Source organism: Streptomyces sp. NPDC033216 (assembly GCF_055577115.1).
The window spans coordinates 420,132-434,812 of the sequence record NZ_JBVIQK010000003.1; the positions used below are offsets into that span (position 1 = coordinate 420,132).

11 protein-coding genes are annotated in these 14,681 nt (G+C 73.9%); 2 read left to right on the forward strand and 9 right to left on the reverse strand.

Going from position 1 to position 14,681, the window contains the following annotated elements; genetic code table 11:
- Positions 1 to 14: 14 nt before the first annotated feature.
- Positions 15 to 395, forward strand: coding sequence for a PPOX class F420-dependent oxidoreductase (locus tag ACZ5Y0_RS08570; RefSeq protein WP_469127865.1), 381 nt, complete (start codon positions 15 to 17; stop codon positions 393 to 395).
- A gap of 56 nt (positions 396 to 451) precedes the next feature.
- Here ACZ5Y0_RS08570 and ACZ5Y0_RS08575 read toward each other — a convergent pair whose 3' ends face one another.
- The 4 genes from ACZ5Y0_RS08575 to ACZ5Y0_RS08590 all read right to left on the reverse strand — a co-directional run bounded on the left by ACZ5Y0_RS08575 (position 452) and on the right by ACZ5Y0_RS08590 (position 5,735).
- Positions 452 to 3,226, reverse strand: a complete 2,775-nt coding sequence (locus ACZ5Y0_RS08575; protein WP_469127866.1) for an alpha/beta hydrolase family protein — start codon at positions 3,224 to 3,226, stop codon at positions 452 to 454.
- Between the two features lie 205 nt (positions 3,227 to 3,431).
- Entirely contained in the window at positions 3,432 to 3,848 is a 417-nt protein-coding gene (locus ACZ5Y0_RS08580; RefSeq protein WP_469127867.1) for a Zn-ribbon domain-containing OB-fold protein, read from the reverse strand.
- Between the two features lie 167 nt (positions 3,849 to 4,015).
- Positions 4,016 to 4,801 carry a TetR family transcriptional regulator gene (locus ACZ5Y0_RS08585; RefSeq protein ID WP_469127868.1) on the reverse strand — a complete coding sequence of 262 codons (786 nt, stop codon included), beginning with the start codon at positions 4,799 to 4,801 and terminating at the stop codon, positions 4,016 to 4,018.
- Positions 4,802 to 4,886: 85 nt separating this feature from the next.
- Positions 4,887 to 5,735 (reverse strand): bifunctional methylenetetrahydrofolate dehydrogenase/methenyltetrahydrofolate cyclohydrolase, encoded by an 849-nt coding sequence (locus ACZ5Y0_RS08590; protein WP_469127869.1) that lies wholly within the window; start codon positions 5,733 to 5,735, stop codon positions 4,887 to 4,889.
- Between the two features lie 271 nt (positions 5,736 to 6,006).
- On the opposite strand from ACZ5Y0_RS08590, the gene ACZ5Y0_RS08595 reads away from it, so the two are divergent.
- Positions 6,007 to 6,834, forward strand: coding sequence for an ATP-grasp domain-containing protein (locus tag ACZ5Y0_RS08595; RefSeq protein ID WP_469127870.1), 828 nt, complete (start codon positions 6,007 to 6,009; stop codon positions 6,832 to 6,834).
- 37 nt (positions 6,835 to 6,871) lie between these two features.
- Here the strand turns inward: ACZ5Y0_RS08595 and ACZ5Y0_RS08600 are convergent, their stop codons facing one another.
- From ACZ5Y0_RS08600 to ACZ5Y0_RS08620, 5 genes are all read right to left on the reverse strand, one after another.
- Positions 6,872 to 9,274 carry a SpoIIE family protein phosphatase gene (locus tag ACZ5Y0_RS08600; protein WP_469127871.1) on the reverse strand — a complete coding sequence of 801 codons (2,403 nt, stop codon included), beginning with the start codon at positions 9,272 to 9,274 and terminating at the stop codon, positions 6,872 to 6,874.
- A 99-nt stretch (positions 9,275 to 9,373) separates the two neighbouring features.
- Entirely contained in the window at positions 9,374 to 9,754 is a 381-nt protein-coding gene (locus tag ACZ5Y0_RS08605; RefSeq protein ID WP_469127872.1) for a hypothetical protein, read from the reverse strand.
- A 309-nt stretch (positions 9,755 to 10,063) separates the two neighbouring features.
- Positions 10,064 to 10,987, reverse strand: coding sequence for a MurR/RpiR family transcriptional regulator (locus tag ACZ5Y0_RS08610; RefSeq protein WP_469127873.1), 924 nt, complete (start codon positions 10,985 to 10,987; stop codon positions 10,064 to 10,066).
- 183 nt (positions 10,988 to 11,170) lie between these two features.
- Positions 11,171 to 13,066, reverse strand: a complete 1,896-nt coding sequence (locus ACZ5Y0_RS08615; protein ID WP_469127874.1) for a phosphatase PAP2 family protein — start codon at positions 13,064 to 13,066, stop codon at positions 11,171 to 11,173.
- A gap of 353 nt (positions 13,067 to 13,419) precedes the next feature.
- Positions 13,420 to 14,373, reverse strand: a complete 954-nt coding sequence (locus ACZ5Y0_RS08620; protein WP_469127875.1) for a BadF/BadG/BcrA/BcrD ATPase family protein — start codon at positions 14,371 to 14,373, stop codon at positions 13,420 to 13,422.
- Positions 14,374 to 14,681 lie beyond the last annotated feature (308 nt).

Here is a 14,681-nt window from a genome sequence, read left to right on the forward strand (position 1 = left end):
CCTACACTGCGGACATGGACGACAAGGCGCTCGACCGGCTCGGAGCGGGGAAGTACCTGCTGATCACCAGCTATCGGAAGAACGGGACCGGGGTCGCCACCCCCGTGTGGGTGGTGCGCGACGGGGAGGCGCTCGGGGCGTGGTCGGCCGCCGACTCCTGGAAGGTGAAGCGGATCAGGGCCCGCGGCGACGTCATGGTGGGTCCCTGCGACGTGCGCGGCAACCCCACCGGCGAGCAGCGCCCGGCCCACGCCGAGATCTGCGACGCGCGGACGACCGCCCGGTACCGCACCTTGATCGCACGCAAGTACGGCGTCGTCGGCCGCCTGACGCTGCTCGGCAGCAGGCTCCGGCGGGGCGTGGACGGGACGGTCGGGATCCGCGTGACCCTGTGAACGGGTGAGGGGGCCGGTACCGGCCGGTACCGGCCCCCTCACCGCGGCCGCGCCGGCTACGACGCGTCCGTGACCGTTCCCGTCAGGACGGGACGGCCGGGAAGCGGTCCGGCCTCGTCGTCGGTGAGCGCGAGGCGTACCGACTCCGCCGGCTCGGCCACCTGGTCCGCCACCGTCACCACGGTGAAGTCGGCGGTGGTGGTCCCGGCGGGGATCTCCGTCCACACCCACAGGTTCGCCTCGGACAGCGGGCGCTCCGGATCGGGCCCGTCACCGGCGTGGTCGAGCAGCCACCGCGGGTCGACGTCCTTGGTCGACAGCTCGGCGCCCTCGGTGACCGGAACCACCCGAACCGGCTGCCACATCGCCGCGTCGGCGGGCTCGGACAAGGAGATGCGCCAGGTCAGCGTCCCGCCCTCGGCGACCCGGTCCGTGACCGGGGTCATGGTCACCTCGGGCTCGGGGTCGTCGTTCTCCGCGGTGACACCGCCCCGGTAGGAGCCGACGACGGCGCCGCGCACGGCCTTCGCAAGAAGGTCGTGCGGCTCGTCGTGGCCGAAGCGGGTGTCGCCCTCCACCCGGACCGCCACGACGACGGGGGTGGCTCCGGGCCGTACCGTGACCAGCTTGTCCACGGCCCGGCCGGTGTCGGGGTCCAGGACGGAGAAGCGGACCTTGCCGCTGCCGTGCCCCGAGACCCGCACCGGGACGTGGTAGGTCCGGCTCCCGGAGTCGCCCTCCTTGACGGTGAGACGGCCGATGTCGACGCGCGGCAGAGCCGCCGCCCCGACCGTCGGGGTGCCGGGCGCCCAGCCCCAGGCGTCCATCAGCCAGGCCTGCCCGGACGCCGAACGCGGCGTCAGCTCGAGCGACTTGACGTGCCTGAGGTCGAGTCCGGAGCGGGTGGCCGCGGTCAGCGGGACGCGCACCTCGCGTGCCCAGTAGGAGGCGGTGCGTTCGCTGCCGGGCAGCCCGTCGACCGTGACCCGGCCGAGCCTGGCCCGACGGCCCGCGGAGTCGGTGACCGACACGTCCAGTGCGGTGCCGGTCGTGTTCGGCGGCACGAACACGCGCAGCGCCAGGCTCCGGGCCCCGGTGAGGGAGAGCGGCGCGGGCGGGCGGATCCTCGTCGCCGTGCCCGGCGCCGTCCACGTCAGTGCGACCGCGCCGCGGCCTGCCTCCTTGCCCATCTGCCACCACGCGAAGTGAGGCGAGGAGCCCTTGGTGTCGGCGGGCAGACAGGCCTTGGCGGGGTCTGGGTCGATCGCCGCGCACAGCCTGCCGCCGGTCACCTTCACCCCGCCGTCGGGGAGGAACCCGGCCGTCCGGCGGGCGCCGACGGCGTGGGTCAGCACGCGGGCCGGGTCCGCGGACGGGGCGCGCCGTCCCGAGCCGTCGAGCAGGGGGCGCACCCGGTCGTCACCGGCGACGAACAGCCGGGCCGCGGCGGCGATGTAGGTGGCGCCGGCCCGGTGCTGCTGGTCGGCGGTGAGCCGGGTGCGGGCGCCCGCGGAGCACACCGGGTCGGGCTGCTCCGAGTCGTCCCAGAAGTCGTCGGAGGAGGGTGCCTCGGACAAACCGGGCGTCCATTGGGTGTTGAAGAAGTTGTGGTTCGCGCCGACCATGTACACGGCGCTGTGCAGGGCGGTGCCGCGACTGATGCCGCGCGTGCCGTCGACGTACACCTCGCCCTGGAGGTCGGAGACGTCGCCGTCGCAGCCGGGCAGGATCGTCGTGGACGGCACGTCGGCGACCGGATTCTGGCCGAAGACCGTCGGTCCGACGAGGACGGTGCCGCGGATCTTCCAGCGGACCGGACCGCGGTAGCCGTCCTGGGCGGCCGGTGGCGGGTACAGGCTGTCCATCGCCGCCCGGTTGACGCCCTCGCCGCCGCGCGAGTGCCCGACGAGCAGGACGCGGGAGAGGTCGGCGGTCGGGGCGTTACGCACCGCCGCGGGGGCGGCGCCGGGGCGGGCGGCCCAGCCGGCCCATCTCGCGAGGTGCTGTCGCACCAGCGAGGAACGGGCCTGCGCGCCGCCGTCCTCGGCCTCCCAGTCCTGGGCGTTGATGCCGTTGGCGGAGATCGACACCGTCACATAACCCTGCGAGGCGAGGAGTTGCTGGTCCTTGAGGTACCCGCGGTGGCTCGGGATCGCCTTGGTGCCCGCGGGGCAGGGCCAGTCGCCGGTCACGTCGTCGCCGCCCGGCTTGTAGCAGGTGCTGTGACGGCCGTGCAGGAAGAGTGCGAGGGGCCGCTTGCCTGTGGTGCCCCGGGGCGCCACCACCACGGCCCGCATCTCGACCGGCTCGGCGAAGCCGGGCAGTTTCACCGGGTCGAGACCGTACTCACCGGAGGTCGTGCGGTAGACCCCCGGCCTGCCGGGGTCCACGGAGTTCGCCGCGGACGCGGCCGGGGGGTTCGGGGCGGACAGCGCGTCGCGGTGTCGCCTCGCGGTCCGGCCGGCGGGCGCGTCCAGCCGGCGTCCGCTCGACAGGACCTGAAGGTCCTTCAGGGGGGCGTCGCCGACGGCGGCGAGGGACAGCCGGAACGTACGGCCGTCGTTCTCCGCCTTCGGGGCGCCGAGCGACCGGTCGCCGGCGCGGAACTCCACGCGGGCGTCGCCCATGGGCACGGGCGTGGGCGAGCGCCACACCAGTTCGCGCGCCGCACCCTCGCCGCCGACCTGCCAGCCGGGCGGCAGACCGCTGTCGGACGAGATGGTCGACGGCCCTGTCTCGGACGGTTGCCGGGCTTGTGCCAGTCCCGGTGTTCCCGCCAGGGCCGCGAGCGCGGTCACCGCGGTGACACCTATTCGCCGGGCACGGATCAAGGGTCCACTCCTCAACGTTCGGAGCGCGGGGACCCCGTCCGTATCCGGAGCCCCTCGCGTCACGAAGGAAGCGAAAGGGGACCTGTGGGTTGCCTGTGCCGATGGTTCCGTGTCGGATTCCGTCCGCGCGGGACAAGAATCCGGTCACCCGTGACCGCCCGTGCCGCGCCCGTACGCGAACCTGTCGTACGGGAGGGCCGCCGGGTCAGTGCCAGGCCCGGTACGGCTCGTCGAGCAGTTGGAAGACCGGCTCGCCCCGCACCGGGTCCTTGGCCGTGGACAGCCGGACCCGGTCACCGCTGTGGATGCCGATGAGCGGGCCCATCACCCGGCCGCGCACCACGAAGCCCTCGGCCATCTCGACCAGGGACACGTTGCGCGCGGACGGGGTGTTGCGGTGCACCACCGTGGCGTGGCGGACCGTGCCCGTGCCCTCGCTGCGCTCCGTGCGCAGGTCGCTGCCCTGGCACACCGGGCACAGCAGCCGGTGGTACATGGCGGTGCCGCACCAGGTGCAGCGCTGGAAGAGGATCGCGTCCGTGTCCGTGGCGGCCTGGCGGTCGAGGAGACCCGCCGAGGAGCCCGCCGCCTGCTGAACGGCGCTTCCTGAGTGGTGGTACACGCTGGTCAACTCCCTGCCTTCGGCCGGAATGCCCCGTGCGCGGCTCACCCGGACACGGGTGTGCGCGGTTCGCCGTGCCACCGTGCACGCCCACAGAGTATGGCACTCAGTGCCACCGGTAAAGGCACTGCGTACCCCCGATATGGCGGAGGCCGCTGGAGGGCGGCCTACCGCCGGCCGAGCGCGGTCTCGATCTCCCGCACCACCCGCCACAGGGGCGCGTCGCGCCGCGACACGACGACCACCACGTCCTCCGGGTGTTCGGAATCCTCGGAGTGCTGGGAGTGCTGGGAGTGCTGGGAGTGCTGGGAGTGCTCCGGACGGTCCGGGCGCCCCCGCGCCGGAGCCGCGGGCGGGGCGCCGAACGCCGACTGCACGTACCCGAGGGCGTGGTCCACCGTCGCGCTCGCGTCGGCCTCCCCGTCCGAACGCAGCCAGGAGCGCAGCGCGTTGTTGTGCGCGGCGACCACGGCGGCGGCGACCACGTCGGCCCGCAGGGTCCCGTCGGGCCGGCCGGCGAAGCGGTGGCGCAGGTACTCGGCGAGGGCGCGTTCGTAGCGCCACACCACCGACAGCTCGTAGGCCCGCAGTCCGGGCACCTGCTTGGTGAGGCGGTAGCGCTGCACGGAGAAGGAGGGGTTCTCGGCGTACATGCGCAGCACGAGCCGGGCTGCGTCGCACACCCGGCGCACCGGGTCGCGTCCCTCGTCGTCGGCGGCGAGGAAGGCGGTCATGTCGGCGAGGCAGCGCTCGTGGTCGGGGAAGACCACGTCCTCCTTGGAGGGGAAGTAGCGGAAGAAGGACCGCCGGCCGACGCCCGCGAGGGCCACGATGTCGTCGACGGTCGTCTGCTCGTAGCCCCGCTCCAGGAACAGCCGGAAGGCGGCCGCGACCAGGGCGTCCCGCATGGGCGGCTTGGTGCCGGCCGCCTCGGCGCTGTCACTGGAGCTCATGGCAGGGAACGTAACACCCGTCCGGCGGCGGTGGCACTCAGTTCCCTTGCGCGGGGAACTGAGTGCAGCCGCCGGGGGAGTGTCCTCAGAACCGTTCGGCGGCCTCGACCACGTTGGTCAGCAGCATCGCCCGCGTCATCGGGCCCACTCCGCCGACCGGCGGCGCGAACGACCCCGCGACATCGCTCACGTCCGGGTGGACGTCACCCAGGATGCCCTCGACGGTGCGCGTCAGACCGACGGACAGCACGGTGGCGCCCGGCTTGACCCAGTCCGGCGTGACCATGTGCGCGACGCCGGCCGCCGCGACGACGACGTCCGCCACGCGGGCGTGCGCGGCGACGTCCTGCGTCGCCTCGTGGCACAGGGTCACGGTGGCGTGCTCGGAGCTGCGGGTCAGCATCAGGCCCAGCGGCCGGCCCACGGTGACACCGCAGCCGATGACGCAGAACTGCTGCCCGGTGATGGGCACGTGGTTGCGGCGCAGCAGGTCGATGATGCCGCGCGGGGTGCAGGGCAGCGGTGCCGGTATGCCGAGCACCAGCCGACCGAGGTTCGCCGGGTGCAGCCCGTCCGCGTCCTTGACCGGGTCGATCAGCTCCAGCACCGCATGGGTGTCGATGTGTGCGGGCAGCGGCAGCTGCACGATGAACCCCGTGCACGCCGGGTCGGCGTTCAGCCGCAGCACCGCCGCCTCCACATCGGCCTGCGAGGCCGTGGCGGGCAGCTCCACGCGGATCGACGCGATGCCGACCTGGGCGCAGTCGCGGTGCTTGCCGCCGACGTAGGAGCGGCTGCCCGGATCGTCGCCGACCAGGATCGTGCCGAGCCCCGGCGCGATCCCGCGCTCCTTCAACGCCTGCACGCGCAGGGCGAGTTCGCTCTTGATGTCGGCCGCGGCGGCCTTGCCGTCGAGGAGTGTTGCGGTGGTCACGGGAGTCGCGAGCCCTTCAGGAGTACCGAAGACGTACAGAGGAGGCGGAGACGCACAGGAGAGACGACGGGGGAGACGACGCTGTCCCGGACCGGTCGGACGATCCGGTTCCCGACCCTGTCATCGTACGTCCCGCCCGCCCCACGCCCACCGCCACGACAACGCCCGTCGCGGGACCCGCGGGCGGGACCTCTCCGCACCCGACATACGCTGCCTGCACCGCCGCCGTCGCCCAGTGCCGCGTACCGCCCGCACCGCCCAGGAGTCCCGCATGTCCGCCGTCCGCCCCCGTCTCCTCTACGTCACCGACCTGGCCTACGAGGCCCGCGGGCGCCGCTACGGCGACGAGGACGTCTTCCTCACCTCCCGGCTGCGCGCCCACTTCGACCTCGCCCTGTGCCATCCGCTGGACGCGGCCTCGCTGATGGACGCCTTCGACGCCGTCGTCGTCCGCAACAGCGGACCCGTCCTCGGCTACGGCGAGGAGTACGCCGCCTTCCGCGAGCGCGCGCTGAGCGCCGGCACCCGCGTCTACAACCCGCTCACCGGCCGCGCCGACATGGCGGGCAAGCAGTACCTCCTCGACCTGAGCGCGGGCGGCTTCCCGGTGATCCCCACCGTCGACCGCCGCGAGGATCTGCCCCGGCTGCCCGCATCCGACCGCTACGTGGTCAAGCCCAAGCTGGGCGCCGACTCCCTGGGCCTGCGCTTCGTCGCCGCCGACGCCCTGCCGGCCCTGGCCGACGGCGCCACCCTGATCCAGCCGTGCGTCGACTTCGTCCACGAGATCTCCTTCTACTTCGTCGACGACGACTTCCAGTACGCCCTGTACGCCCCGCACCCCGACCGCCGCTGGCAGCTGGAGCCGTACGACGTCAGCGCCCGGGACCTGCGGTTCGCCCGTCGCTTCGTCGACTGGAACGGGCTCGCGCACGGCATCCAGCGCGTCGACGCCTGCCGGGCCCCGGACGGCGAGCTGCTGCTGGTCGAGCTGGAGGACCTCAATCCGTACCTGTCCCTGGACCGTCTGGACGACAGGACGCGGGACGCCTTCGTCGCCGCGATGACCCGTTCCCTGCACGGCTTCCTCGCCGACTGACCCGGCCGCCCCCGCGCCGCCGACTGACGGGCGGTGCCTACGCCGCCGTCTCCTCGCCCTCCCCCGGGACCCTGATGTCCAGCACGCACACGTCGTCCCGCCGCTCCGGTTCCAGCAGCGCGCCGAGCAGCCGGTCCAGCGGGGCCGACCCGCCCGCACCCGGCATCTCGGCGGCCCCGGCCAGTCGGTCCAGGCCGCGGTCGATGCTCTCCGAGGGCCGCTCGACCAGGCCGTCGGTGTACAGCACCAGCCGGTCACCGGGCGCGAGACGGCACTCCGCCTCCTCGTAGGTCGCGGTGTCGCCCGCGCCGAGCAGCATCCCGAAGGGCCGGTCGAGGTAGCGGGCCTTCCCGTCGCGCAGCAGCAGGGGCGGCGGATGGCCCGCCTGCGCCCACACCAGCCGGCGTTCGCGGGGGTTGTAGCGGGCCAGGACCATGGTCGCCGTGCCGTGCGGATCACGGGAGTGCAGCAGCAGGGCGTTGAGCCGGACGAGAGCCCCGGTCAGTGACGAGCCGGTGATGACCATGCCCTTGGCGGTGAACCGCAGCAGCGCCATCGCCGCGACGGCGTCGATGCCGTGCCCGGCCACGTCGCCCACCACGAACAGGGCGTCGCCGTCGGGCAGTTCGATGGCGCTGAACCAGTCACCGCCGACGTTGAGCCCCGACTGGGCGGGCAGGTAGGCGATGTCGACCCGCAGCCCCGCCAGCCGCACGGGCTGTTTCGGCAGCGGGAGCAGCGCGTCCTGGAGCCTGGCCGCGACCGTGCGCTCGGCCTGGAGCACGCCGTGCTGGGTCAGGATGGCCCGTTCACTGGCCACGAGGGCGAGTTCGGCGCTGCGCTGTGCGGTGACGTCCTGGACGAAGCCGTGGACCTCGACCGGGGCGCCCCGGTCGTCCGGCACGGCCTCGGCGACGGCCCGCAGATGCCTGGTCCCGTCGCGGGTGGCGATCCGGAACGGCACGTCGCACGGTCGGCCCCGCCGCATCAGCTCGGTGACGGCTCGGGCCACCGCCGGCATGTCCTCGGGGAGCGCCAGCCCCGGCAACTGCGCCAGCGGCACCGCTCCACGGGCGGGGTCGCGGTCGAAGATGGCGAACACCTGGGAGGACCAGTTCACCTCGCCGGTGGCCAGGTGCCAGTTGACCCAGCCGAGGTTGCCCAGCCGCTGCACGTCGGCGAGGCGCTGCTCCTGCCGGTCCGAGGGGTCGTGCCCGATCCAGTTGACGACCAGTCCGTCGCCCAGCCGCGCCACCCGCGCCGAGCAGGTGGACGGCTCGCCGGCCCCGGCGACGACGTCCTGCCGGGTGAACGGCTCGCTCTCGTACGGCTGGCCGGTGACCAGAGTGCCCAGGCAGCCCTGCCACAGCGGGTCCTCGACCGGCATCGGCCAGCACTCGAGGAAGCGTCGGCCGACCAGCTCGGGGCCCCTTCGGCCGACGGCGTCGAAGGTGTCCGCGGTGGCGGCGTCGATGCGGAAGTCCTCGACCTCCCCGGACGGGGAGCGCAGGGGTGTGAGGAGGACCGAGCTGCCCGCCAGCCGGTCGAACACCGTCCGCACCGCTGACAGCGCGGTCGCGACCGTGCCGACCGCGGGGTCCTGAGCGGTGTCGAACATGTGCAGCGGGCCCGCGCACAACCGGGCGACGGCCAGCAGGTGCTGGCGGACCTCGGGGGTGAACGGCCCCTCGCGGCGCCGGAGTATGCCGACCACGATGTCGGCCGACCTGCCCGTGGGCACCGGCAGCCAGGCGCGGGTCTGCCACTGTTCGGCGGGGTCCCCGATCAGCTGGTAGCGCCACCGGTCCGTCTGGAGGTCCTCCAGCCAGCGCGCCTCACCGGAGTCGAGGGCCTCCAGCGGGGCGATCCCGCTCAGCGGCGGCACCCGGCTCCACTGCTGGACGAGCAGGTCGTCGACGCCCGCGTGGCCGACGAGTTCGAGTCCGCCGGCGGGCAGCCGCGCGAAGATCAGGACGGCCTCGGCACCGGTCTCCGGCGGGAGGTTGTCGAGCAGGCAGCGGGCGAGGTCCTGCGGTCCGCCGACCCGGACCAGTGCCTGGCCGAAACGGGCCAGGGCCTCGCGGTCGGGCTCCGCGGCGAGCGGGGCGGACCGGGGCGGGGGATCGGTGACTTCGTCGGCCGGGAGCGGCTGTGCGGCCGTACGGCCCTGGGAGCCCAGGCCGCCGAGGGTGATCCAGCACTCCTCCAGCAGCGTGCGCCGTGCCTTCTCGGCCCGCCGCCGAAGCTCCTCGTGGGCGGCGTCCGGGGAACAGCCGGTACAAGCCATCACGGCGCCCGTGGCGCGCTCCACGACCACCGAAGTGGCCGCCATGTCGTGGAGCCGGTCGAGTTCCGCGCGCTGGCGGGCGACGACCTCGGTCAGGGCGGCCGGGTCGGGTACGGCGCCGGCCTCGGGGGGCCGGGCGGCTTCGCTCGTCACGCCTTGAGCATGGCATACCGGCCGGGGTCCGAGCACGGTCTTGTGTCCTTGCTCTCGCCAGCGACGATGGCGGACGGGAGGGGGAACGGAGGGACTCCTTCAGCGGCCGGGACCGCTCTCCACGAGCGCCTCGGTGACCGCGCGGACACTGCGGGCGATGTGCTGGAGTTGCAGCACCTCGGCGGCGTACAGCTTGATCGTGTGCTCGATGACGGACTCGGGCAGGCCGAGCCGGGGCAGGTCGGCACGGGCCGTCTGGAGAGCGGTGCGGGCCACCCGGATCTCGTGCTGGACCTGGATCTGCGCATGGCGGGCGAGCAGCACGGGGTGACGCAGCAGCGCGGGGTAGCTCGCGTAGCGCGCGGGCACCAGCTCGCGCAGCCACTTGGCAGCGGAGCGCTCCCAGTCGTAGCTGCCGGGGGTCTTGACCTGGCACGGCCAGTCCGGGCTGATGCGCGTGGTCGTCAGGGGCATGATCATCGCTTCCGGGTCTGTGTCGGTGACGGGTGGTCCGACGGTTCTGGGCGGCCCCGGTCCAGGGGATGACCGGGGCCGCCGCGGGCGCTCGTTCCGGCGAGGCCCCGAGCATCCTCGGCGCCGTCGCGGGTGGGGGACGGCGGTTTCGGGTGCCCGTTCTGGTGCCCTTGGCGGGCGGGTGCGGCCGTGAGCAGTATTTATATATGCCGCCCCCTTTGCAAGACGCATGAAAACATTCATGCGCGATTTGTTCGCAATGATCCCGGCGCACTTTCGTGTGACGGGGGGTGAGGGTGAGTCGGCGGCGCCTGGTCATTCCCTCAGGAAGAACTGGTGCTGCTCGGCGATCTGCTCGTACTCCTCCAGCCGCGCCTGGGTGCGTTCGGGGCCCGCGTCCGTCATCGCCTGGAGCAGCGCCGCGGCCATCACACCGGGGGCGGCGTAGGAGTCGAACACCAGCCGGGAGCCGGTCCCGGTGGCGAAGGTGACGTCGGCCTCGTCGGCCATCGGCCCCAGCGCCAGGTCGGTCACCAGCGCGACCTTGAGGCCGGCACTGCGCGCGACCCGCACCGCGGTCAGCGTCTCCTGCGCGTGCCGGGGCATCGAGAACGCCAGCACCCACGCCCCGCCCGCCTCCCGGGACTGGAGCAGAGCGTCGTACGCGACACTGCCGCCCCGCGTCACCAGGCGTACGTCCGGGTGGATACGGCGGGCCGCGTAGGCGAAGTACTCCGCCAGCGAGGCCGAGATGCGCAGGCCCACGATGGTCAGCGGGGTGGAGGCCGACAGCCGCCGGCCCACGTCGATGACCTGATCGGGGTCGGCGAAGTCACGGCGCAGGTTCTCCAGGTTCTCGATCTCCGCGTCCACCGCCGCCTGGAGTTCGTTGCTCCGGTTCTCCTCGGCCGGCGCGGGGCCGCCCGCGAGCGTGCCGAGCGCGATCGACTGGAGCTTCTCCCGCAGTGCCGGATACCCGCTGAAACCGACCGCCGCCGCGAACCGGGTCACCGAGGGCTGGCTGACCCCGACCCGCTCGGCCAGGTCGGTGATCGACAGGAACGCCGCCTCGGTGAGGTGCTCGATCAGGTACTGGGCGATGCGCCGCTGGCCCGGGGACAGATGGGGTCCGTCGAAAAGCGCCCTGAGCCGGGAGGTCGCGGACACCTCCGCCTCCGGATCGGTCTTGCCCGAGGTGATCGAGGTCGCCTGCGCGCGTGCCTGCTGAGGCGATGGCACCGCTCCTCCTCCTTGTTCTCCCACGAAGCTCAACATAGCTCACGGACCGTGCCCGGCCGGGTGCGGCCGAGAGCGGGCCCGCGCCCGGTGAGGACGTCGGGGGAGAGGACGAGAGGCGCGCGCGGGGACGGTCCGCCGAGGGGCCCGCACCCGTCGGCGTACCGCTCTCCGCCCGTCAGGGCGTCATCGCCGCACGATGCGCACGGACAGCCCGTCCGCCGTGTACAGCGGCACGGCCCGCAGGCCGGCGGAGTTCAGCTCGACCCGGTCGAAGCGGCCGCGCAGCGCCGGAGCGTCGATCACGCGGACGATGCTGCCCACGGCAGGCGGTCGTTCCCCGTCCAGGCGCAGCGACAGCACGCTGTCCGCGCCCAGCGCCACCCGGCGCGTCACGGTCAGGACCGCCTTGTGCCGTCCCGCGCGCAGGGTCGGCTCCAGCGTGCCGGACTCCTGGGCGAACAGGCCGTGCACCTGGACCGGTTCGTCGACGCGGACGGTGCCGCCCAGCACCCGTACGTCACCGTGGCCCAGCGCGTGCGCCGACGCCGACACCAGCACGCCGTCCGCCACCACGGTCCCCCCGGTGTACCGGTTGTGGCCGGTCAGGGTGAGGGTGCCGGTGCCCCTCTTCGTCAGACCGCCCCGGCCGCCGATGTCGTTGCGCCAGGCGTCGGCCGCCCGGAAACCGCCCGCGGACGCGTCCAGCGTGACCGTCACGTCGGCGTCGAAGGAGCCGTAGCCGTCCGCCGCCGTGAACAGGTCGAGGCGTCCCCACGGCTCGAAGCCGTCCAGCAGGACGTACCCGGCGGGCAGCGCGGTCGTGCGCAGCACCTCGCGGCGCTGGTCCGCGGTCAGGTACGGCAGCCGTGTCTCCAGCAGCACCTCCGCGCCCTTGGGCACGGTGAGCGGCTCGTCGCGGCCCTCGCGGGTGAGCACGTACGTCAACCGGTGCTTGACGGCACGGTGGTTGGCGCGACGGTCGGCGTAGCGGTCGCCGGCGTCGGAGTGCGCGTGGGCGTACAGGGTGTCGGCCGTGGTGCCGGTCCGCTGCGTGAAGTACGCCAGTGCCTGCGCCCGCGCCGCCCTCTTCAGCTCGGCGTTGGCCGGGTCGGCCAGTGTGGCCGCGGCGAGGGCGGTGGCCATGACGCGCCCGCCGATGACGTCGACGGTGGAGTGCATGCCGGAGACGATCCGCGTGTGGCTCAGCTCGAAGGCGCGCGTCACCAGCTCCTGGAACCGCTCGGGCACCGCGTACGCGAACGCCAGCGCCGCCAGGTGGAAGGCGTTGGTGTGCCCGCTGGGGAAGCCTCCGTCGTCGACGGGGGAGGTGCTGCGCTGGCGCAGCAGCTGGGGGACGACGACCACCTGCGAGTCGTAGACCGGGTAGCCGAGGGCGTCGGTGCGACCGGTGTCGACGACCTCGCTGTTCTCGTTCATGCGCCACGGGCGCGGGTACTGGAAGGCGTACTTGCCGGGGTTGCCGGACGCGAACGGGCCGCGCACGGTGTCGACCAGCCTGGCCACCTGTCCGAGGTCCGAGGTGGAGGACCCGGCGCCGAGCGCGGAGCCGGCCGGGGCGTCGGCGGGCACGGTGTCGCTGATCGTGGTCGGGGGAGTGGTGTCCGGCGCGGTGGTGATCGAGGTGACCGCCCTGGCGCCCGTGCGATAGAGATCGGCGAGCGGCCCCAGGGCGCCGATCATCGCGTAGCTCTGGTGCTGGCGGTCGTGCACGAACGCCTCCCGCGCCTGCGCCTCCGTGCGGGCGGCGGTGACGCGGGCGCAGTAGCGCATGTTGGCGCGCAGGATGTCGGGCCGCAGCACGGTCCCGGTGTTCCAGGCCGCGCCCGTCTTCCAGATCTTCGCCATGCCGCCCAGGACGCGCACCACGGCGTTGGTCTCGGGCGTGAGGTTCGCCATGACGTTGCTCTTGTAGTCGTCGGCGAACGCGAGCGGCGCCGTGGCGGCCCCGGCGTCGGCGGCGGCCGGCCAGAAGACCAGCGTGGGCGCGGCGACCAGCGCGGCGGAGCCGCCCACGGACGCCTTCAGGAAGCCTCTTCGGTCTACGGCGGTTGACGGCATGGAGGTGCCTCTCTCGAGTGGTGCGGCCGTGCGGCCGGGGGAGGTCGGGTGATCGGGGGCGACTCCGAACGGGTTCGACGGTCCGTGAGCCGAATGGTGCGTACGCGCGAAGATCTACGGCCGTGTCGTGTCCCGTCGGCGAGAACCCGGCGATCGGGGCGTGTCAGGCGGGTGAACGCGGTGCCGACGGCTCGGCGCGGGGGCGCGGACGCACGGGGTGCAGAGGGGAGGCGCCGGAGCCGTCGGAAGGGTGGGCCGCGGGGAGGGTGCCGGCGAACGCCGGAGCACGGCGGCGTCGGCGCCGGCCACCTCGGGCCCGCTCGGGCGGCGCGCCGACGGTGGCGAACGCCGGTTCACGGCGGCGATCGGTGGGCGGCGGGAGGCGCGTCGACGCCGTCGCGCACCAGCCCCCGTGCCAGCGCGATCGCCCCCTGCACGGGTGGTATCCGCAGCGTCCTCGCCCGTGTCCCCGGCAGGGCGCTCGCGAGTGCCGTGGTGAACGCCTCGTACAGCGCGGGCTGGGCGAGCACCGTGCCGCCCGCGACCACGACGTCGTCCACCGGGACCCCACGGGCGGCGAGCCGGGTGACCAGCGCGGCGAGCGCCCCGCCGGCCTCGGTGATCACGGTGCGGGCGAGGGGGGAGCCGTCCGCGGCGGCCGCGAAGACGGCGGGGGCGTGCCGGCCCCAGTCGGCGGAGAGGTCGCTGACGCCTTCCAGGGCCGCGCCGAGCGCCGGCACCTCGGGCACCCCGAGCGAGTCGAGCAGTCCGAGCGCGAGGCGTTCGGGACGTTCCCCGCGATCGTGGGCGGCGCGTACGGCGCGGGCGGCCTCCCGCACCAGACCGGCGGCGCCCCCCTCGTCGCCGAGGACCGCACCCCAGCCGCCCACCTGGACGACGGTGCCGTCGGGCAGCCGGCCCACGGCCACCGAGCCGGTGCCGGCGACCAGGCCGACGCCCCTGTCGAGGCCGGCGGCGGGGACGAGGAGTTCGGCGTCGCCGACGATCCGTGCGGGCACGCCGAGGAGGGCGGCGACGGCGGCGCCGATCGCGGCGCCCTGGCGGGGGCTCTCGCAGGCGTGCGCGCCTGCGGCGAGGGAGGCCGGGCGGGCGCCGGCGGGCAGTGTGTCGCGCACCAGGGCGGCCAGCCAGCCGGCGGCGGCAGCGGGGTCGTGGGGCAGCCAGCCGCCGCTGGCGCGGACGTGGTCGGCGACGAGGTCGCCTCCCGCGAGCGCGCGCAGGTGCGTCTTGGTGCCGCCCACGTCGATGCCGACCAGCAGGGGGCACGCCGGAGGGAAGTCCTGCACGGATCCTCTTTCGTCGTTGCGCTGGGCTGCGACGGCGGGCGAACCGTGTCCTGGAGGAACAGGAGGAGAACGTCAGGGAAGTGGCGAAGCCCCGGGACGGGCCTCTGGCGGAGCACGGCAGGCGAGTACCGTGGTGTTCGTTAGGAAGTTAACTAACGAAGTACAGTGCGTCAAGAGTCGCCGCGCCCGGGTCCGAGCGCGGTGCCACCGGGCCGGGAACGCGTGGGCGCGCTCCACGCCGGCCATTCCATCGCCGTATTCCGCAGAGTCGATCGACAGGAATGATCGACGCGTGGGTGCGGACCGTG

What these genes read in the sequence shown, in the direction of transcription:
- ACZ5Y0_RS08615 (WP_469127874.1), bottom strand. Translation starts at nt 13,066, where the DNA reads ATGCCGTCAACCGCCGTAGACCGAAGAGGCTTCCTGAAGGCGTCCGTG.
- ACZ5Y0_RS08595 (WP_469127870.1), top strand. Translation starts at nt 6,007, where the DNA reads ATGTCCGCCGTCCGCCCCCGTCTCCTCTACGTCACCGACCTGGCCTAC.
- ACZ5Y0_RS08570 (WP_469127865.1), top strand. Translation starts at nt 15, where the DNA reads ATGGACGACAAGGCGCTCGACCGGCTCGGAGCGGGGAAGTACCTGCTG.
- ACZ5Y0_RS08605 (WP_469127872.1), bottom strand. Translation starts at nt 9,754, where the DNA reads ATGATCATGCCCCTGACGACCACGCGCATCAGCCCGGACTGGCCGTGC.
- ACZ5Y0_RS08585 (WP_469127868.1), bottom strand. Translation starts at nt 4,801, where the DNA reads ATGAGCTCCAGTGACAGCGCCGAGGCGGCCGGCACCAAGCCGCCCATG.